Below are 19,371 nucleotides of genomic sequence, written 5' to 3'. Positions count from 1 at the left end.
AATTTTGATATGGCAAAAAATTATGAAAATGAAAACAAAACAGGCAGCAATTCTGCTAACAGGTCATCCAATAAGAACGAAATGAACTCCCGAAACGCACAGGATTCCCAGAATTCCCGGAATGCCCAGAATACACAGAATTCTCGAAACGCACAGGATTCTCAGAATTCCAGAAATGCGCAGAACGCTCAAAATGCCCAGAATACCCGGAGTTCCCAGAATTCCAGAAATGTTCAGGATTCTGGTAAAAACAACATGAAAAACAGTTCCAGAAATAAAAGTACAAGTGCATACAGTTCTGAAATGGACGACTATTCCAGCAGATATTAATTGGTAAAAGTCCGGCTGGCCGGAAATCCTGTGCAAGCCGGTGCTCATTGACTCATACGCATTACTTCTCCCTTCTTTAAAAATAAGCGGCAGAAAAAACTGCCTATAGTATTAAGCGGCAGAAAAAACTGCCTATAGTATATGGAAAATGATATACTGATATCCATGAGTGATAAAAGCATAAATTTCAGAGACTCCGGCCAGCGGTAACAATGGCCGGAGTCTGTTTCATATGATATAAAAAAAAGGAGTATCATATGTTTCAGCTGGAGACTATTTCGGCAAAAATGCTGGACTATTATGTTGGGCGTTCGGATGCTTTGATCATAGATCTGCGTGAAAGAGAAACCTATGAGAAGGGACATGTACGGACTGCAGTCAGTGTTCCCTACGGGGAACTGGAAGAGAGGAAAGATTTTCCCGTGACCAAAATTCTGGTGTTTTACTGTGACCGGGGTGGGGCAAGTATGATGGCAGCCAGGCAATTTGCCAGAAAAGGGTACCGGACCCGGTCTGTGATCGGAGGTTTTGAAGCTTACCGCGGAAGAAATCTTGTAATTTCCCGGGAACCGTGATAATGTAACAGTGGTAACCGAAAAGAAGGATCACGTCTGCGTCGTCAGGCATATCCGTTTTATGATGAAGTGTTAACAGGAGAAAATTATGAAATACATGTTTGCATCTGATATTCATGGTTCTGCATATTACTGCAGAAAAATGCTGGAAGCATATAAGGAAGAAAAAGCAGAGCGTCTGGTGCTGCTGGGCGATCTGCTTTACCACGGTCCCCGCAATGATCTTCCGAAAGAATATGCCCCCAAGGAAGTCATTCCTATGCTCAATGAGAAAAAAAGAGAGATTTATGCAGTAAGAGGCAATTGTGAGGCGGAAGTAGACCAGATGGTTCTGGAGTTCCCAGTGATGGCAGATTATTGTATTCTGTCCATCGATGGAAAGACCCTTTATGCTACTCACGGCCATGTATATAATCAGAACAATCTTCCACCGCTCCAGGAAGGGGATATTCTGATTCACGGACACACCCATGTGCTGAAGGCGGAGCAGATGGACGGATATATTCTGCTGAATCCGGGTTCTGTTTCCATTCCAAAAGAAGGAAACCCGCCTACATATGCGGTTTTGGAAAACGGTGTTTTCCAGATCAAGGATTTTGACGGCAATGTTGTGAAAGAAATGCAACTTTCTTAACATAACATATAGTTACTGTTTCGTTCTGTTTACAGTAACATACGGCAGCCGGAGCGTGTTTGAAAATTTTGAAAATAATGGATTAGTATCAATCATAAAAAATAACGATAAAGAGAGGATACCATGGAAAAATGGGAATTGATTGCACCATGCCATTTCGGGCTGGAAGCGGTGCTGAAACGTGAGATTACGGATCTTGGATATGAAATTACGAAAGTGGAAGACGGCAAGGTAACGTTTCTGGCAGATGCTCAGGGAATTGCGGATGCCAATATTTTTCTGCGGACGACCGAGAGAATTCTTCTGAAAGTGGGGGAGGTCAGAGCCGAAACTTTTGAGGAACTTTTTGACAAAACAAAAGAACTTCCATGGGAGAAATTTATTCCTGTTGACGGGAAGTTCTGGGTGGCAAAAGCCAATTCTGTGAAGAGTAAACTGTTCAGCCCGTCTGATATCCAGTCGATTATGAAAAAAGCAATTGTAGAGCGTCTGAAGGGCGTCTACGGCATTTCCTGGTTCCAAGAGGACGGAGCGAGCTTTCCGATCCGTGTGGCTTTTATGAAGGATGTGGCAACGATCGGAATCGATACTTCCGGTATTTCCCTTCACAAACGCGGATACCGTCAGATGACAGTGAAAGCACCGATCACAGAAACTCTGGCATCTGCTCTGATCATGCTGACTCCGTGGAATAAAGACCGGATTCTCGTGGATCCGTTTTGCGGAAGCGGAACATTTCCCATTGAGGCGGCAATGATGGCGGCAGATATCGCCCCGGGAATGAACCGGTCATTTCTTGCAGAAGAATGGAAGCATCTGGTGCCGAGAAAATGCTGGTATGATGCCATGGAAGAGGCAAATGACAGGATGAATCTGAATATCGAAACGGATATTCAGGGATATGATATTGATGATGAAGCGCTCAGAGCCGCACGTTCCAATGCGAAGATGGCGGGCGTGGAGAAACTGATCCATTTTCAGAGACGCCCGGTCAAAGAACTTCATCATCCCAAGCCCTATGGATTTATCATTACCAATCCTCCATACGGAGAACGACTGGAAGAGAAGGCTGCTCTGCCGCAGCTTTACCGGGAAATCGGGGAAAGTTACCGGAATCTGGACAAATGGTCCATGTATCTGATTACTTCGTATGAAAAAGCAGAGAATGATATTGGTAAAAAAGCAGATAAAAATCGTAAAATTTATAATGGTATGCTGAAGACTTACTACTATCAGTTCCTGGGACCTCGTCCGCCAAAAAAGAAACAGCCATAAAAAGAGAAGCTTATAAAGAGAAGTGCATAAAAAGAGCGTATAAAAAAAGCACATAATAAAGAAGAGAGGCTTTACAACATGAAAAAAATCATATTTGCCACAGGAAATCAGGGAAAGATGAAAGAAATCAGAGAAATTCTTGCAGATCTTGATGCAGAGGTTCTTTCTCTGAAAGATGCAGGCATTGAAGCAGATATTGTGGAAGACGGAAAGACTTTTGAAGAAAATGCCCGGATTAAGGCAAAGGCAATCTGTGAAATGACAGGAGAGATTGTTCTTGCAGATGATTCTGGTCTGGAAATTGATTATCTGAACAAGGAACCGGGGATTTATTCCGCACGGTATATGGGTGAAGATACCTCTTACCATATTAAGAATGCCAATCTGGTCCAGCGTCTTGAGGGAGTACCGGACGAACAGAGGACTGCCCGTTTTGTATGCGCCATCGCGGCTGCATTTCCGGATGGTACGGTAAAAACAGTGCGCGGAACGATGGAAGGCCGTATCGGATATGACGAAAAAGGGGAAAACGGTTTTGGTTATGACCCGATTTTTTATCTTCCGGAATATGGCTGCACTTCTGCAGAACTGTCTATGGAAGAAAAGAATAAGATCAGTCACAGGGGAAAAGCCCTTCGTGCGATAAAGGATGAACTGAGATGAAAGTACTGATTGTGAGCGATACTCATGGGAGAGATGATAATCTGGAAATGGTTGTGGCACAGGAAGCTCCTTTTGATATGCTGATTCACTGCGGAGATGTGGAGGGCCGGGAAATTTTTATTCAGGCTCTCGCAGATTGTCCGTGCTGTATGGTGTCCGGCAACAATGATTTTTTTTCGGATCTTCCGAGAGAAGAAGAAATTATGCTGGAAGGCAGGAAGGTTTTTGTGACTCATGGACATTACTATGGAGTATCCATGGATTTGCGGGGGGTTGTAGAAGCGGCAGAAGACAGAAAATGCCAGGCGGTATTTTTCGGACATACACACAAGCCGGTCATTATGGAAAAGGATGGAATACTTGTGCTGAATCCGGGAAGCCTGTCCTATCCGAGACAGTCCGGACGCAGACCGAGCTATGCAGTCTTGCATACGGACGGCAAAGGCAATATGGATGCAGAGATCTGTTATCTGTAACAGAGTCATTTTTAAACACGCTCTGGCCCGGGAAAACCGGGCAAAAACCTTTGCATTTTCCGGTAAAAAAATAATGTAAAAAAAAGTTGAAAAAAATTAAAAAAAGATGTTGACATTTTGGGAACGCTATAATATAATATGTCTTGCGTCAAGCGCCAGAAGAAAAATTGCATAGGAACAGCGGGGTGTGGCTCAGTTTGGCTAGAGCGCCTGGTTTGGGACCAGGAGGCCGCAGGTTCGAATCCTGTCACCCCGACTGCTGTAAACAACATTTACCGTTTCAGCGACTATGCGGGTGTAGTTCAATGGTAGAACACCAGCCTTCCAAGCTGGATACGTGGGTTCGATTCCCATCACCCGCTTCTCTGGAGAATAAACAGAGAGTATGTGTCTGTAGCTCAGCTGGATAGAGCAACGGCCTTCTAAGCCGTGGGTCGGGGGTTCGAATCCCTTCAGGCACGCTGTGGTGGGTATAGCGCAGTTGGTTAGCGCGCCAGATTGTGGCTCTGGAGGCCCAGGGTTCGAATCCCTGTATCCACCCTTTGCCTTTGGGCTATCGCCAAGCGGTAAGGCACAGCACTTTGACTGCTGCATTCGCTGGTTCGAATCCAGCTAGCCCAGTCTGTTTATGGGGTATTAGCTCAGTCGGTAGAGCACTTGACTTTTAATCAAGTTGTCCGGGGTTCGAATCCCCGATGCCTCATTTTGAAAAGTACCGCAAATCCAGTAAATACAAGGGTTTGCGGATTTTTTATATCATTTATATCATAGAAGATAAGCGGATATGGCGGAATTGGCAGACGCGCAGGATTTAGGTTCCTGTGTCTCAGACGTGTGGGTTCAAGTCCCACTATCCGTACTATAAAATTGTGGATCAGAGACGGTGGTTGAAACACCGTCTTTTCTATTGCTAAAGTAAAGTATGCATGTTAAAATTAAGAATACAGAAAATAGAGTAGATAAAGAATGACAGATGACTGCTTTATATGTCCGATTTGTTATGCAGGAAAGTATTGATTTTATATGGAATGAAGAGAACAGGTGATCAAAGGGGGTGGACAGATGGCTTCCAGGAAAAAACTCCCCATTGGAATTGAAGATTTCGGGGATTTTGCAGCCGATCATTTTTATTATGTGGATAAAACAAGTCTAATCAGGGATTTGATTCAAAATGGCGGCAAAGTGAATCTGATTACACGTCCGAGACGATTTGGGAAATCTCTGAATATGAGTATGCTGAAGTATTTTTTTGAGATCGGATGTGATAAAGAACTGTTCGAGGGGCTTCAGATTGCGGAAGATAAAGAATTATGTAAATTGTATATGGGACAGTTTCCGGTGATTTCTATCACTCTCAAAGGAGTGGAAGGTCTTAATTTTGCGTCTGCAGCAGATGCTATGCGAAATGTGATTGGAACGGAAGCAGACAGGTTTGCATTTTTGAGAAACAGCAATCAGCTGTCAGAGAATGAAAAGGAAAAGTATCGCGGGCTGACAGATATGAGTAAAGGCTGTTATACGATGAATGATACGTTGCTGTTGACCAGCCTGCAGACACTGTCCATGCTTCTGTACAGACATTTTGGCAGGAAAGTTATTCTTCTGATTGACGAGTATGATGTACCATTGGATAAGGCATTTCAGTATGGATACTATGAGGAAATGACTGCTTTGGTGCGTAGTCTGCTTGGAAATGGACTGAAAACGAATGAATATCTGCAGTTTGCAGTTTTGACCGGATGCCTTCGCATCAGTAAAGAAAGTATTTTTACAGGGCTGAATAATCTGAATGTCATGTCCGTTGCGGATGAGTATTTTGAGGAATATTTTGGCTTTACGGATGAAGAAGTGAAAGAACTTTTGTCCTGTTACAATCTGGAATTTGCATATAAAACCATGAAACAATGGTATGATGGTTATTGTTTTGGCAACAGATACATTTACTGTCCATGGGATGTAATGAAATATTGTCAGGCACTTTTAAAAAACAGAAATGCCATGCCGGGAAACTACTGGACAAATACCAGCGGAAATGCTATGGTACGCCGCTTTATTGACAAGGCAAATCAGCAGACAAGAAACGAGATTGAACAGCTGATTGCAGGACAATCCATTACAAAAGTGATAAACATGGAACTGACGTACAATGAACTGGATACCACGATTGATAATTTGTGGAGTGTATTGTATATGACAGGCTATTTGACAAAACAGGGAAGTATGGAAAATAATACTCTCAGACTGGCGATTCCTAACCGGGAAATCCGTGAATTGTTTATTTTACAGATTCGTGAATGGTTCAGGGATACGACTCATTCTGATGCATTACGGATAAAAAAGTTTTGTACAGCTTTTCCGGAGAACAATGCAGAATTAATTGAGGAGATGCTGAATTATTATTTATGGAAATCAATCAGTATCCGTGATACGGCAGTACAAAAAGATAAGAAAGAAAATTTTTATCATGGTCTGCTTCTTGGTCTTTTGCAATATGAAGAAAGCTGGTTGGTTAAATCCAATGCAGAATCAGGAGAAGGATATAGTGATATATTGATTGAGACCCAGGAACGGATCGGCGTTGTTATAGAAGTAAAATATCCAGAAGATGGAAATCTTGAGACTGGATGCCTCGCTGCTCTGGAGCAGATAGAGCAAAAGGGTTATGCAGCGCGTCTTGAAGAGGATGGCATGAAGCAAATTGTAAAATATGGGATTGCCTTTTATAAAAAGAACTGCCGGGTGATGGCAGCAGAGTAAAGAGGAATGAAACGGAAATGTTTGCTGTTGAGAATTTTTATAATATCAATGCTATCTTACATCGTCAAGGAAATAACGAATATATTTGGCTTGCCCATTTTCCGGTGTAATATGATTTTTGATTGCGGAAACAGCGGAAAAAATATATAATATGCAGTAACAAATAGGAAAAATATAGAAAGAAAATCAGGGAGGTTTCTTATGGGTATTACAGAAGCAAAAACAGCGATTTTAAGCAATCGCACAGCGCTTGGAATCGAGTTCGGTTCCACAAGAATCAAGGCCGTACTGGTAGACGACAGTAACCAGCCGATCGCATCCGGTGCATATGACTGGGAGAACAGTTATGTAGATGGTATCTGGACATACAGTCTGGAGGAAATCTGGAAAGGCCTTCAGGGCAGCTATCAGTCCATGGCACAGGATGTAAAAGAGAAATACGGTGTAGAACTGAAGAGCGTAGGGGCTCTGGGAATCAGCGCCATGATGCATGGCTACATGCCGTTCAATAAAGAAGGGGAGCTGATGGTTCCTTTCCGTACATGGAGAAATAATATCACAGGAGAAGCTTCCGAGAAGCTGATGGATCTGTTCCAGTACAATATTCCGCAGAGATGGAGCATCGCTCATCTTTATCAGGCAATCCTGAACAAAGAGCCGCATGTCAAAGACATTGATTATATCACTACACTGGAAGCTTACATTCACTGGAAGCTGACCGGAAGAAGAGTTCTGGGAATCGGTGATGCTGCCGGCATGTTCCCGATTGATATTGCAACGAAGGACTATAATGAGGAAATGGTGCAGAAATTTGATGCACTGGTTGCTCCGGAAGGATTTTCCTGGAAACTGCGCGACATTATGCCGCAGGTACTGGTTGCAGGACAGGATGCGGGAACGCTGACAGAAGAAGGCGCGAAGCTTCTGGATGTTTCAGGTAAATTAAAAGCCGGTATTCCAATGTGCCCGCCGGAAGGTGACGCAGGAACCGGTATGGTAGCCACCAACAGTGTCAAACAGCGTACCGGAAATGTGTCTGCAGGTACTTCTGTATTTGCGATGATCGTTCTGGAAAAGGAACTGTCCAGACCGTATAAAGAAATTGATATGGTAACGACTCCGTCCGGAGATCTGGTAGCTATGGCACATTCCAACAACTGTACTTCCGATCTGAATGCCTGGGTTGGTATTTTCCGGGAATTTGCAGAAGCTATGGGTATGGAAGTGGATATGAATAAGCTGTTTGGTACCCTTTACCGCAAAGCAATGGAAGGAGATGCTGACTGCGGCGGTCTTCTTTCCTACTGCTATTTCTCAGGCGAGCATATGACAGGATTTGAAGAGGGACGTCCTCTGTTCGCGCGTTCTCCGGAGAGCAAATTTACTCTTGCCAACTTTATGAGAACCAACCTTTACACCTGTCTTGGAGCAATGCGTGTAGGTCTGAATATCCTTCTGGAACAGGAACACGTAAAAATTGACAAGCTTCTTGGTCACGGCGGCCTGTTCAAGACGGAGGGCGTAGGCCAGCAGATTCTGGCAGACGCAGTAAATGCCCCTGTTTCCGTAATGTCTACCGCAGGCGAAGGAGGCGCATGGGGAATTGCGCTTCTGGCTTCCTATCTGATCAACAAAGAAGAAGGAGAGACCCTCGGACATTTCCTGGACGAAAAAGTATTCGCGGGCAATGAAGGAAGCACCCTTGAACCGAATCCGGAAGGCGTGGAAGGATATAATCGGTTTATGGAACGTTACATGAAGGGAATTTCAATTGAGCGTGCAGCGGTGGATTCCGGAATCTGGTAAATATAAATAATATTCTATTCATATGCGGTCTTCTCTGACTATAGGGAGGCCGCATTTTTTATATTAAGGGAAAGTACTTCGCATTTTCCTGTAATATAAAAAATGATCTCTGATTAGGATCCTTTCTCAGATCAAAGGAAAGCATTCCCTTAAATTGGTAATTTATCCAATAAATTGTCATTGATTTGACGATTTTGGGAGTTTATGATTACAGTTACATATGAGTTGTTGTAATATTGCCGAATTTCATAGTATTACGGAAAGTATTTTGACGGAAAGTATAGACTCTGGTGGTACAGCAAATAATATGTTACCAGGGCGTGTTTGAAAAAAGGAAATCAATTACAATATTCTCTGTGCCATTGATGAAAAGAGAAATGAATCGTTAATGGGAAAGGAGTCAATCATGAAAGAGAAGAACAGCGGACAGATTTTTGCTGCTGCCCAGCAGATCGGCAAATCTCTGTTTCTTCCGATCGCGGTGCTTCCCTTTGCGGGAATTCTGCTCGGAATCGGAAGCTCCTTTACAAATGAAACTACGATCGCTACCTATGGGCTGTCAGGTATCCTGCATCAGGGAACTGCATTGTATGGATTTATGCTGATGCTTGCGAATGCGGGAAATGCGATTTTTGGAAATCTTGCATTAATTTTTGCCCTTGCGGTTGCCATGGGTATGGCAAAAAAGGAAAAGGGTGTTGCAGTCATGTCCGCAGGTATTTTTTACATTGTTATGCTTGTGACGATCAATTCTCTTCTGGTTTTGGACAGATCCATTGTGGATGGTGTTGTTTCAGAAACTGTGAAAGAAGGGGCAATTACATCCATGCTGGGTATCCAGACCCTTCAGATGGGAGTGTTCGGCGGTATTATTGCCGGTTTGGCGGCAGCAATGCTCTGCAACCGTTTTTATAAGATCCAGCTTCCGACGGCACTGTCGTTTTTTGCAGGGACACGTTTTGTTCCGATCGCAAGTATGGCATGCGCGATTCTGACAGGTGCGTTCCTGTATGTGGTATGGCCGGTTATTCAGAATGGAATCTTTGCACTGGGGGCGCTTGTTCAGGCTTCGGGATACTTCGGAACATTTGTATATGGGTGTATTGAGAGAGCGCTGATTCCGTTTGGCCTTCACCATATTTTTTATCTGCCGTTCTGGCATACCGGTGTGGGTGGTACTGTACTGATTGACGGGGCGACTGTAATGGGAGCACAGAATATTTTCTTTGCTGAACTGGCATCACCGAATACAATAAAATTTTCCATTGATGCGTGTCGTTTCCTGACAGGAAAATATCCGTTCATGATGGGCGGTCTTCCGGGCGCAGCTCTTGCCATGTATGCAACAGCAAAACCGGAGAAGAAAAAAGAAGTTGGATCTCTGCTGTTTTCTGTAGGACTGACTTCTTTCCTGACAGGTATTACGGAACCGATAGAATTTACATTCCTGTTCCTGGCTCCTGCTCTTTTCGGTGTACATGTGGTACTGGCCGGTCTGGCTTTTATGACATGTCATATACTTGGAATCTGTGTGGGAACGACTTTTTCAGATGGTCTGATCGACCTGATCCTGTATGGAGTCCTTCCCGGCCAGGCAAAATCCAACTGGATGATGCTGATTCCGGTTCTGCTGGTTTATTTTGTACTTTATTTCATTATTTTCCGGTTCTTTATCGTGAAATGGGATCTGAAAACTCCGGGACGTGAAGCGGAAGGCGAAACCGCACATCTTGTTTCCAAAGACGAATACAGAAAAGCAACCGGAGTGGGTATAGCAGGAGGAAAAACATCAGATACTAAATTTGATGAGAAGTCTGCAGCGATTCTGAAAGGTGTCGGCGGAACTGCAAATCTGGTTGATATTGACTGCTGTGCTACGAGACTTCGTCTGACACTGGTGGACAGCAAGAAGGTGAACCAGGCGATTTTGAAATCGACAGGTGCGTCCGGTGTTGTGGTCAAAGGCGCAGGTATTCAGGTGATTTACGGACCTTCCGTGACAATTGTAAAGTCCAATTTTGAAGAATTTGTGGATCAGGTTCGTTCCGGGACGATTCCGGAAGCGTCCTTTATGGATGCGGAAGAGGCTCCGGAAACAGAAGGTCCGGAAACAGAAGCTCCGGCAGCAGAAACCCGGACAAATTCAGATGCTCCGGCAGCGGGTGAAGACATGAAGAGTTCCGTTCTCGGCGCACATATGAATGGCATGGTTGTTCCGCTCGGTGAAGTGCAGGATGAGGCATTTGCTTCCGGCGCACTTGGGGATGGAGTGGCGATAGAACCGTCAGAAGGAAAGCTGTTTGCTCCGGCAGATGGTGTGATCGAGACAGTGTTTGACACGAAACATGCCGTTGGCATGACGACAGATGACGGAACAGAACTGCTTCTTCATATTGGCATTGATACAGTGAAGCTTGGCGGGAAACACTTTGAAACTCATATCAGTCCTGAACAGCGGGTGAAAAAGGGTGACCTGCTGGTAAGCTTTGATATGGATGCAATCAAGACTGAGGGATATCCCTGCATAACACCGATGATCGTCTGCAATACAGATGATTATCAAGCGGTGGAAGCCATTGCTGATGGAGAAATCAAAGCCGGTCAGGATGTACTTTCTGTACATTAAGTTAAAAACTATTTATTATAGAAAATAATGGCAAAAAATAGTAAAATATCAGGAGGAAACAATCATGAAATCATTTGAGTACACAATTACAGACGAAGTGGGTATCCACGCAAGACCGGCAGGACTTCTTGTGAAAGAAGTAAAAAAATACGACTCTGTTATTAACGTGACAAAAGATGGAAAGAGTGCGGAAGCAAAAAAACTGATGGCATTAATGGGCCTTGGCGTAAAACAGGGTGATACTGTAACGGTATCCGTAGAAGGCGGAGACGAAGAAGCAGTAGCAGCAAAGATTGAAGAGTTCTTTAAAAATAATCTGTAATTGTTCAGAGGAAAGACATTTGTACAAACCCTGAACAGCTGCAGCAATCTATAATAATTGGAGGAATACCTGTGGATAAGAAGGCAGGAAAAAAGATTTTCAATGGTATCGCGATCGGGAAAATCAAATTTTATTCAAAAAAAGAAAACCAGGTTTCCAGAGTGAAGGTCGAAGATACGGATGCGGAGATCGCCAGATACGAAGCTGCCAAAGACGAAGCAGTGAAACAGCTGGAGCAGCTGTACGAAAAGGCTCTGGTTGAGGTAGGGGAAGCTAATGCGGAAATTTTCAATGTGCATATTATGATGCTGGATGATGATGATTTCAACGAGTCTGTATTGAATATTATTTCTGTACAGAAGGTGAATGCGGAATATGCACTTGCCGCTACCGGTGATAATTTTGCGGAAATGTTCGCGAACATGGAAGATGAATACTTCAAAGCACGTTCCGCGGATATCAGAGACATTACGGAGAGGGTACTTTCCATCCTGTGCGGCAACAGCGAAAGCACGGATATCGGGGAGGAACCGGTAATTATCGCAGCAGAGGATCTTGCTCCCAGCGAGACTGTCCAGATGGACAAAGACAAGCTGCTGGCTTTTGTCACAAGGCTTGGTTCTTCCAACTCGCATACTGCCATACTGGCCAGAACCATGGGAATCCCTGCGCTGGCAGGAGTGGAAATCGATCCTTCCTGGGACGGGAAAATCGGTATCGTGGACGGTTATGAAGGGATTTGCATTGTAGAACCCACGATGCCTGTGCTCGAAGAGTATTTTAAGAAAAAATCAGCCGATGATGAACAGAAAAAACTGCTTCAGACCCTGAAAGGAAAAGAAAATATTACGAAATCCGGACAGAAGATCAATCTTTATGCCAATATCGGCAATCCGAATGATCTGATGACGGTTATGGAGAATGATGCGGGAGGAATCGGTCTTTTCCGAAGCGAATTCCTCTATCTGGAATCGGAAACATATCCCACAGAAGAGGAGCAGTTCCAGGCATATAAGAAGGTTGTTGAGACAATGGGCGGGAAAAAGGTCATTATTCGTACGCTGGATATCGGAGCGGATAAACAGGCGAATTATTTCGGCCTTGATAAAGAAGAGAATCCGGCTCTTGGATACCGCGCGATCCGAATATGTCTCACAAGGCCGGAAGTATTCCGGACACAGCTTCGTGCATTGTTCCGCGCGAGTGCATACGGCAATCTTGCCATTATGTATCCGATGATCATTTCTGTGGATGAAGTCCGCAGTATTAAGGAAATCTCAAAGGAGGTCCGCTCAGAACTGGCAGCCGAAGGTGTGCAGATCGGGGATGTGGAAGAAGGGATTATGATTGAAACACCGGCAGCAGCTGTGATGAGTGATGAGCTGGCAAAACTGGTGGACTTTTTCAGCATCGGTACGAACGACCTTACACAGTATACACTGGCAATTGACCGCCAGAATGCAAAACTGGATGATTTTTATGATGCACATCATCCGGCAGTACTGCGCCTGATCGAGACGGTCATAAAGAATGCGCACAAAGCCGGAATATGGGCAGGAATCTGCGGAGAACTGGGTGCGGATACCACGCTTACGAAGACATTTCTGAAGATGGGAATCGACGAACTGTCCGTTTCCCCGGGATGTATCCTTCCGGTGCGCAAAGCGGTAAGAGAAGCCGAATAAATCGGAATAAAACAGAATAAAAACGGAATAAAAACGAAAAAGGTGTCTGAAAGCCTTCAGGATCACACAAGGTCCCTCTTAAGCAGATGAGTATAAAACTATCATCTGCTTAAGAGGGATTTTTGTATGAGTTATTGATTGAAGTAGTTGAATCTCATGACACGTTCGTGATAGAATAAACATATAACAGTTTCCAGGAGGTGGGTAAATGAAAAAAATTTCACGTGACCGGAAATTGCATTCAGGACAGGCACTACATGGTTGATACAGGAAAAAAGATAGATAACATAATTCAGGACTACATTGACCAGGGCTGCTATTTTACGATAAATCGTGCCAGACAATATGGAAAAACAACAACACTGTATTTACTGGAACAGAACCTGAAGTATAAATATATTGTTTTAAGTCTGAGTTTTGAATGCGCAGATGAATACTTTAAATCTGCGCAAAACCTTGTCGAAGGGCTGATGATGGACATCAGTGACTCGCTGGAGGTACAGGGGATTTCGCCGGAGATTCTTAAGGAATGGAACAAACCGGTTTCAGAGCGCTTCCCACTGAGGACACTACAGGATCCTGCAGCTGAGTCAGAGTATTTACGAATATACAGCAGGATATCCCTATCTGGTATCCCGAATCTGCCAATTGATCGATGAACGTGTGGCAGGGAGTATGATTTATCCTGATAAAAAATCTGCGTGGACAGCAGAGGGATTCCTGGAAGCGATTCGTATACTGCAGAAGGAACCAAATGCGTTGTTTGATGATATGATCAAGCAGCTGCGGGAGTATCCGAAATTAAAGAAAATGCTGGAAAATATCCTGTTTCAGGGAGCAAGATATACGTTTGAAGCCGACAGTCAGATGATCAGTCTTGGAATCATGTTCGGTTTTCTGAAAGAAAAGAACAATACAGTAATTGTGGCAAATCGCATATTTGAAACGAAGCTGTATAATTTCTTTCTGTCAGAAGAAGAAAGCAATGAATTATAATAAAAAACAGGTATTGAAGTAAACAATCAGAATAGTATTATCTGTTTTATGAGAAGGAGAAAACCAATGGACGTTCAGGAGTTTCAGAAGAAATTAGGGGAGCTCTGCCGGATGGCAGAGAGTCAGAATAAAACGGTGACTGCACAGCAGGTGCGGGAATTTTTTAGCGGAATGGAGCTTGATCAGGGACAGCTTTTAAAAATCATACAGTATCTGAAAGTGCAGGGAATCACCATAGAAGGTGCCGGGATTCCGGACACAGAAGGCGAAGAGAAAGAACCGGAGAGAAAGGCGATTCCTCTGACACCCGAGGAAAAAGCGTACCTGAAAGAATACCGGGAGGGCTTTTCTTCAATTGCACAATCTGAGGAGAGTCTGGAGGAGCTTTTCCAGGCACTTGCTGATGGTAAAGAGGACGCAAAAGCTGCGCTTGCGGGGCGTTATCTTCCTGTTGCGGCAGAGCTTGCCGTGCAGATGAACTGTGAGGAAATATTGCTGGCGGATCTGATTCAGGAAGCGAATCTCTGTCTTCTGGATGCATTGATTCAGCCGGAACCGGTACTTAAAAACGACGGCTGGCTGCGCAGGGAGATGATCCGGGGAATCGGAAAAGTCATTGAAGAACAGACAGAACAGAAGCTGCACGATGATTCGCTTGTGGCGCGGGTGGAGAAGCTGGATAACGCTATCCGGGAGCTGTCTGAAGATGAAGAGGACGGAAAAGCAAAATTCAGCGTGAATGAGCTGGCGATCATTCTGGATATGGATGTGGAAGAAATGAAAGATATCCTGCGATTGACAGGAGATGATAAATAAAAAACATCCTGCGCGTGACAGGAGATGGTAAATAAGAAAAACTCCTGTGTTTGACAGGAGATGATAAATATAATTTCAGGAGGAAAGAAAACATGGCAAAAAGTGCAAAAATGATGATTGACAAATCATTTCAGATTTCGAAGGTGGACGATAGGATTTACAGTTCATTCATCGAGCATCTGGGAAGAGCGGTCTATGACGGAATCTATCAGCCGGGACATCCGCTGTCTAATGAAGATGGCTTCCGAAAGGATGTCATTGAACTTGTAAAGGAACTGAATGTGCCCATGGTACGCTACCCGGGAGGCAACTTTGTCTCAAACTTCTACTGGGAGGACAGTGTGGGCCCGGTAGAGCAGCGTCCGCACAGGCTGGAACTTGCATGGCGCAGCCTTGAGAAAAATGAAGTAGGTCTTCATGAATTCAGCAAATGGGCCAAAGCTGCCGGATCAGATGTGATGATGGCTCTGAATCTTGGAACCAGAGGAATTTCCGATGCATGCAATCTTCTTGAATACTGTAATCATCCGGGTGGAACGAAATACAGTGACCTGCGGATTTCTCACGGACAGAAGGAACCTTATGGATTCAAGACCTGGTGCCTTGGAAATGAGATGGACGGTCCATGGCAGATCGGCCATAAGACCATGGATGAATATGGCCGTCTTGCAGAAGAAACCGCCAAAGCCATGAAGCTGATTGATCCTTCCATAGAGTTTGTCGTATGCGGAAGCTCCAATCAGGAAATGCCGACATTCCCGCAGTGGGAGAACAGGGTACTTACCCATACGTATGATTATGTAGATTATCTTTCCCTTCATACTTATTATGGTAACCGTTCCGGAAATACAGGTGATTTTCTGGCGAAATCAAACGATATGGATGATTTTATCCATACTGTGATCGCAACCTGTGATTATGTAAAAGCGAAGAAACGCAGCAGAAAGAACATGTACCTCAGCTTTGATGAGTGGAATGTCTGGTATCATTCCAATGCCACTGAGGATGATTACAGAGAGAACCATCCATGGGAAGTGGCACCGCCGATTCTGGAGGATATCTATAATTTTGAGGACGCACTCCTGGTGGGCCTGATGCTGATCGTGCTTCTGCGCAATTCTGACAGAGTGAAGGTAGCCTGCCTTGCCCAGCTTGTCAATGTCATTGCTCCGATTATGACAGACAGGAACGGCGGACCTTCCTGGAAACAGACAATTTTCTATCCGTTTATGCATGCATCCAAATACGGACGGGGTACTGCGCTTCTTCCTGTTATTGACTCTCCGGTCCATGCAACCAAAGACCACGGGGAGGTCACGGATGTGGAAGCCATTGCTGTACATAATGAGGAAAAAGGGGAAGTCACGATTTTTGCAGTCAACAGAAATCTGGAGGAAGATGTGGTTCTGACCACTGATATCAGAAGCTTTGAGGGATATCAGCTTGCAGAACATATTGTACTGGAGAATGACGACCTGAAAGCAGAGAACAGCGCAGAAAAACAGAAGGTTGCACCTGTTTCTGTGGACAGAACTACGATGGATGGAGGTATCCTTACCAGCATGCTGCACAAGGCATCCTGGAATGTGATACGACTTGTACGCAGATAAGAATCAAATGTCTGGAGAAATTCCGGATAGCAGCTGTGAGTCTGGTCTTGTCTATACAGTATATAACAATAAATCCCACAATCAGTGAACCATCAGAACTGATTGTGGGATTTTGTATAGTTTGTATCATTATTTGCAGATTGGATAAATGGAAAATTATGGCATTCGCCTTTCCAGCTTCCGGATGTACAGATAGTAAGCGATGCACAGAGGCACACATGCCCCCAGCCATGCCAGCGGGTTTGCGGTACATGCGCCTGCAAAGCCAAAGTGCTGTGCAAGAAACAGGGCAGCTACGGCTCGCATAATCAGCTCCATGGTGCCGGCAATGGTGGGAACCAGGCTGTTTCCGAGTCCCTGCAGAGTAAAGCGGTAAATAAACAGCAGTGCCAGGATCCAGTAATTTATCCCGGAGATGGAAAGATATGTTTTGGCAAGTCTCAGTACTTCTGTTTCTCCTTTGCCTACGAAGACAGCGGCAAGCTGGCTTCCCGCAAGGATGTTTACAGCGCCCATAATAATACTGAAGGAAACGGACATAAGGATACACTGGAAAACTCCTTTGCGGATACGGCTGATTTTGCCTGCTCCATAGTTCTGTGCGGAATAAGTTGCCATAGCGGATCCCATGGAATTGATGGGCATTGTGGCAATGGTGTCAATCTTCTGAGCAGCGGTATAGGCAGCAACAGCAACTGCTCCCAGCCCGTTAAGTGCAGCCTGGAGAATCAGAGCACCTATGGCAATGATAGACATCTGGAAAGCCATGGGAAGTGCCACCTTCAAATGCTGTATAATTTCATGGGAACTCAGGCGAAAATGCTTTTCGGAAACCCAGAGTGCCGGCATTTTTTTTCGGATAAATATGCAGCAGCAGATACCGGAAAGAAGCTGTGAAAATACGGTAGCCACACCGGCTCCGGCTACTCCCATGCGGAAAATCAGGATCAGCACGAAATCCAGTACGATATTGATACAGCATGCCAGCACAAGGAAATACAGCGGAATCCGGCTGTCACCAAGAGCGCGCATCATATTGGAAACCAGATTAAAAAGTACGGTTGCGGAAAGTCCAAGAAAAACTACTTTCAAATACGATTCCGCATCGTCAATGATTTCCGCAGGAGTGTTGAGAAGCTCCAGAGCAGGACGTGCAATAAAAAACGCGATTACGGTCAAAATTACTGCAACAGCAGCAGAAAGAAGAATTCCTGCTGCAAAACTCTTTTTAACACCTTCTTCATCCCGGGCACCGAAGCGCTGAGCGGTAATGATGGAAAGACCGGTGGTAAAGCCTATAATAAATCCCATAATAAAAAAGGTAAGACTTCCTGTACAGCCTACTGCGGCCAGAGCGTTTACGCCAATCGTGCGTCCAACGATCACAGTGTCCGCCATGCTGTAAAACTGCTGAAAAATATTTCCCGCAATCAGCGGAAGTGCGAAAAAGAGAATTAATTTAGCCGGATTGCCTGATGTCATGTCTTTTGTCATAATTGTTATGTCCCCCTCTTGTAATCAAATGGATTATCATACACAATTCGTGAAAGAAGTCCTGCAAATATTTATGCAGATTCGTTCGGATTGTCACTCCATATTATCAAATTTATGAAAAAAAGAAATGTAATTTCTTGTTATTCAGATGTCAAATCATGTATACTTGGAAATAGAACCCTATATCAGACAGTCTGCAGAGAAATGCAGGAAATCGATGCTGATAAATTGGTGAACCAGAATATGATTCAGGAGAAAATGTATGTGCGAGAATTCTTTTGATATGACTTATACGGATTTAAATCCGAGATTTTTGTATTCTTATCTGCTTACCAGAACAGAGCCCAATACTGCCCACACCCATGATTCGATTGAACTTGTTATGATCCTTAAGGGAAAAGGCAGATTCCGCATAAATGAAAGAGAATATCCGGTGGAAGAAGGAAATGTGATCCTTCTGAATCCGGGAACCGTTCATTACAGCTGCCCGGACCGGGAAGCCGGTGAGCAGCCTCTGGAATGTTATCTGGGATTTACGGATGTGGAATTTAAAAATTGTCCCAAAGGATTTATGCCGCTGTTTCATGATTATCAGATCATTACGAAGCTGCCGGATGGTCTTACGAAAGAAATGCACCATCTGTGTATGGCGATTGATCAGGAGGCAAATTCCTGTGAACTTGGGAGATATTTTATGCTGAAAGCTTATCTCATTCAGGTGATCTGCCTTCTGGAGCGTTTTCAGAAGCAGGAAGATGAAATCGTGCAGAAGAAGGAACATGGCATGGGATATGAATTCCACTCCATTAATAAAAAATATATCGTACAGAGAATTATGGAATATATGGAATCACACTATCAGGAGAAAATTTCTCTTGACCGCATTGCCGCAAATATGTATCTCAGTTCCTACTACATTTCCAGACTGTTCAAAAGCGAGACAGGGGATACGCCGATCAATTATCTGATCAGTCTGCGCATGAAAAAGGCCAGAGAAATACTGGACGGAGCGCCGGATATTTCCATTCAGTCCGTAGCGGCAGCGGTAGGATACGAAGATGCCTATCATTTCAGTAAACTATTTAAAAAGTATTACGGAATTTCTCCGCTGTATTATAAAGCGAGACTTCCGCAGCAGTAAAGTCATTTTGCCATATATCATGGTCTGAGCCCATGTTCAAAGGTCATGATCTGTCTGTACTGATCAGTCATTGGCATGGAAAAAGAAGCTGCAGCATTTTCAGATTCATAAATTCTGTAATGCTGCAGCTTCTTTTGTCAGTAGTTTTAATGGTTTATTATCATT

At 44.2% G+C, this 19,371-nt stretch carries 17 protein-coding genes and 7 tRNA genes; 23 read left to right on the top strand and 1 reads right to left on the bottom strand.

Annotation, left to right across the window (positions count from 1 at the left end):
- Positions 1 to 9: 9 nt before the first annotated feature.
- The 22 genes from ACTNEW_RS06105 to arfA all read left to right on the top strand — a co-directional run bounded on the left by ACTNEW_RS06105 (position 10) and on the right by arfA (position 16,571).
- Positions 10 to 330 carry a hypothetical protein gene (locus ACTNEW_RS06105; RefSeq protein ID WP_441059028.1) on the top strand — a complete coding sequence of 107 codons (321 nt, stop codon included), beginning with the start codon at positions 10 to 12 and terminating at the stop codon, positions 328 to 330.
- A gap of 257 nt (positions 331 to 587) precedes the next feature.
- Positions 588 to 905 (top strand): rhodanese-like domain-containing protein, encoded by a 318-nt coding sequence (locus tag ACTNEW_RS06100; protein WP_441059026.1) that lies wholly within the window; start codon positions 588 to 590, stop codon positions 903 to 905.
- Positions 906 to 993: 88 nt separating this feature from the next.
- Positions 994 to 1,539, top strand: coding sequence for a phosphodiesterase (gene yfcE / locus ACTNEW_RS06095; protein WP_441059023.1), 546 nt, complete (start codon positions 994 to 996; stop codon positions 1,537 to 1,539).
- A gap of 123 nt (positions 1,540 to 1,662) precedes the next feature.
- A complete protein-coding gene (locus tag ACTNEW_RS06090; protein WP_441059020.1) occupies positions 1,663 to 2,814 on the top strand; it encodes a THUMP domain-containing class I SAM-dependent RNA methyltransferase in 1,152 nt (383 codons plus the stop codon).
- A gap of 78 nt (positions 2,815 to 2,892) precedes the next feature.
- Positions 2,893 to 3,477, top strand: a complete 585-nt coding sequence (locus ACTNEW_RS06085) for an XTP/dITP diphosphatase (RefSeq protein ID WP_441059018.1) — start codon at positions 2,893 to 2,895, stop codon at positions 3,475 to 3,477.
- Complete coding sequence (locus ACTNEW_RS06080) at positions 3,474 to 3,953, top strand: metallophosphoesterase family protein (RefSeq protein WP_441059015.1); 480 nt, start codon at positions 3,474 to 3,476, stop codon at positions 3,951 to 3,953. Before ACTNEW_RS06085 ends, ACTNEW_RS06080 begins: the two co-directional genes overlap by 4 nt.
- Positions 3,954 to 4,134: 181 nt before the next feature.
- A tRNA-Pro gene (locus ACTNEW_RS06075) sits at positions 4,135 to 4,209 on the top strand.
- A gap of 35 nt (positions 4,210 to 4,244) precedes the next feature.
- Positions 4,245 to 4,315 (top strand) — tRNA-Gly (locus ACTNEW_RS06070).
- Between the two features lie 25 nt (positions 4,316 to 4,340).
- Positions 4,341 to 4,414, top strand: a tRNA-Arg gene (locus ACTNEW_RS06065).
- A gap of 5 nt (positions 4,415 to 4,419) precedes the next feature.
- Positions 4,420 to 4,493: transfer RNA gene (locus ACTNEW_RS06060), tRNA-His, on the top strand.
- Positions 4,494 to 4,502: 9 nt separating this feature from the next.
- A tRNA-Gln gene (locus ACTNEW_RS06055) sits at positions 4,503 to 4,574 on the top strand.
- A 9-nt stretch (positions 4,575 to 4,583) separates the two neighbouring features.
- Positions 4,584 to 4,656: transfer RNA gene (locus tag ACTNEW_RS06050), tRNA-Lys, on the top strand.
- Positions 4,657 to 4,731: 75 nt separating this feature from the next.
- Positions 4,732 to 4,812 (top strand) — tRNA-Leu (locus ACTNEW_RS06045).
- 203 nt (positions 4,813 to 5,015) lie between these two features.
- Positions 5,016 to 6,710, top strand: a complete 1,695-nt coding sequence (locus ACTNEW_RS06040) for an AAA family ATPase (RefSeq protein WP_441059012.1) — start codon at positions 5,016 to 5,018, stop codon at positions 6,708 to 6,710.
- 201 nt (positions 6,711 to 6,911) lie between these two features.
- Positions 6,912 to 8,516 carry an FGGY-family carbohydrate kinase gene (locus tag ACTNEW_RS06035; protein WP_441059009.1) on the top strand — a complete coding sequence of 535 codons (1,605 nt, stop codon included), beginning with the start codon at positions 6,912 to 6,914 and terminating at the stop codon, positions 8,514 to 8,516.
- Between the two features lie 406 nt (positions 8,517 to 8,922).
- Entirely contained in the window at positions 8,923 to 11,142 is a 2,220-nt protein-coding gene (locus ACTNEW_RS06030) for a glucose PTS transporter subunit IIA (RefSeq protein WP_441059007.1), read from the top strand.
- Positions 11,143 to 11,206: 64 nt separating this feature from the next.
- On the top strand, positions 11,207 to 11,464 hold the full coding sequence (locus ACTNEW_RS06025) for an HPr family phosphocarrier protein (RefSeq protein ID WP_441059004.1): 258 nt from the start codon (positions 11,207 to 11,209) through the stop codon (positions 11,462 to 11,464).
- A 71-nt stretch (positions 11,465 to 11,535) separates the two neighbouring features.
- Positions 11,536 to 13,149: a phosphoenolpyruvate--protein phosphotransferase gene (ptsP, locus tag ACTNEW_RS06020; RefSeq protein WP_441059001.1), complete on the top strand. Its 1,614-nt coding sequence runs from the start codon at positions 11,536 to 11,538 to the stop codon at positions 13,147 to 13,149.
- Positions 13,150 to 13,406: 257 nt separating this feature from the next.
- Positions 13,407 to 13,808 carry a hypothetical protein gene (locus ACTNEW_RS06015; RefSeq protein WP_441058998.1) on the top strand — a complete coding sequence of 134 codons (402 nt, stop codon included), beginning with the start codon at positions 13,407 to 13,409 and terminating at the stop codon, positions 13,806 to 13,808.
- Between the two features lie 16 nt (positions 13,809 to 13,824).
- Complete coding sequence (locus ACTNEW_RS06010; protein WP_441058995.1) at positions 13,825 to 14,145, top strand: hypothetical protein; 321 nt, start codon at positions 13,825 to 13,827, stop codon at positions 14,143 to 14,145.
- A gap of 66 nt (positions 14,146 to 14,211) precedes the next feature.
- Positions 14,212 to 14,961 (top strand): hypothetical protein, encoded by a 750-nt coding sequence (locus ACTNEW_RS06005; protein WP_441058993.1) that lies wholly within the window; start codon positions 14,212 to 14,214, stop codon positions 14,959 to 14,961.
- 92 nt (positions 14,962 to 15,053) lie between these two features.
- On the top strand, positions 15,054 to 16,571 hold the full coding sequence (gene arfA, locus ACTNEW_RS06000; protein WP_441058990.1) for an arabinosylfuranosidase ArfA: 1,518 nt from the start codon (positions 15,054 to 15,056) through the stop codon (positions 16,569 to 16,571).
- Positions 16,572 to 16,727: 156 nt separating this feature from the next.
- Here the strand turns inward: arfA and ACTNEW_RS05995 are convergent, their stop codons facing one another.
- Complete coding sequence (locus tag ACTNEW_RS05995; RefSeq protein ID WP_441058988.1) at positions 16,728 to 18,065, bottom strand: MATE family efflux transporter; 1,338 nt, start codon at positions 18,063 to 18,065, stop codon at positions 16,728 to 16,730.
- Between the two features lie 262 nt (positions 18,066 to 18,327).
- On the opposite strand from ACTNEW_RS05995, the gene ACTNEW_RS05990 reads away from it, so the two are divergent.
- Positions 18,328 to 19,206, top strand: coding sequence for a helix-turn-helix domain-containing protein (locus ACTNEW_RS05990; RefSeq protein WP_441058985.1), 879 nt, complete (start codon positions 18,328 to 18,330; stop codon positions 19,204 to 19,206).
- Positions 19,207 to 19,371 lie beyond the last annotated feature (165 nt).

The sequence above is a fragment of the Blautia sp. HCP3S3_G3 genome, assembly GCF_052063365.1.
Lineage (GTDB): Bacteria > Bacillota > Clostridia > Lachnospirales > Lachnospiraceae > Blautia_A.
Note: the sequence above shows the minus strand (reverse complement) of the source record. Positions and strands in the feature narration are given on the sequence as shown.

Bases quoted from the DNA above. Each gene is read 5' to 3' on its own strand.
- ACTNEW_RS06105 (WP_441059028.1), top strand. From the start codon at position 10: ATGGCAAAAAATTATGAAAATGAAAACAAAACAGGCAGCAATTCTGCT.
- ACTNEW_RS06100 (WP_441059026.1), top strand. From the start codon at position 588: ATGTTTCAGCTGGAGACTATTTCGGCAAAAATGCTGGACTATTATGTT.
- yfcE (WP_441059023.1), top strand. From the start codon at position 994: ATGAAATACATGTTTGCATCTGATATTCATGGTTCTGCATATTACTGC.
- ACTNEW_RS06090 (WP_441059020.1), top strand. From the start codon at position 1,663: ATGGAAAAATGGGAATTGATTGCACCATGCCATTTCGGGCTGGAAGCG.
- ACTNEW_RS06085 (WP_441059018.1), top strand. From the start codon at position 2,893: ATGAAAAAAATCATATTTGCCACAGGAAATCAGGGAAAGATGAAAGAA.
- ACTNEW_RS06080 (WP_441059015.1), top strand. From the start codon at position 3,474: ATGAAAGTACTGATTGTGAGCGATACTCATGGGAGAGATGATAATCTG.
- ACTNEW_RS06040 (WP_441059012.1), top strand. From the start codon at position 5,016: ATGGCTTCCAGGAAAAAACTCCCCATTGGAATTGAAGATTTCGGGGAT.
- ACTNEW_RS06035 (WP_441059009.1), top strand. From the start codon at position 6,912: ATGGGTATTACAGAAGCAAAAACAGCGATTTTAAGCAATCGCACAGCG.
- ACTNEW_RS06030 (WP_441059007.1), top strand. From the start codon at position 8,923: ATGAAAGAGAAGAACAGCGGACAGATTTTTGCTGCTGCCCAGCAGATC.
- ACTNEW_RS06025 (WP_441059004.1), top strand. From the start codon at position 11,207: ATGAAATCATTTGAGTACACAATTACAGACGAAGTGGGTATCCACGCA.
- ACTNEW_RS06015 (WP_441058998.1), top strand. From the start codon at position 13,407: ATGGTTGATACAGGAAAAAAGATAGATAACATAATTCAGGACTACATT.
- ACTNEW_RS06010 (WP_441058995.1), top strand. From the start codon at position 13,825: ATGATTTATCCTGATAAAAAATCTGCGTGGACAGCAGAGGGATTCCTG.
- ACTNEW_RS06005 (WP_441058993.1), top strand. From the start codon at position 14,212: ATGGACGTTCAGGAGTTTCAGAAGAAATTAGGGGAGCTCTGCCGGATG.
- arfA (WP_441058990.1), top strand. From the start codon at position 15,054: ATGGCAAAAAGTGCAAAAATGATGATTGACAAATCATTTCAGATTTCG.
- ACTNEW_RS05995 (WP_441058988.1), bottom strand. From the start codon at position 18,065: ATGACAAAAGACATGACATCAGGCAATCCGGCTAAATTAATTCTCTTT.
- ACTNEW_RS05990 (WP_441058985.1), top strand. From the start codon at position 18,328: ATGTGCGAGAATTCTTTTGATATGACTTATACGGATTTAAATCCGAGA.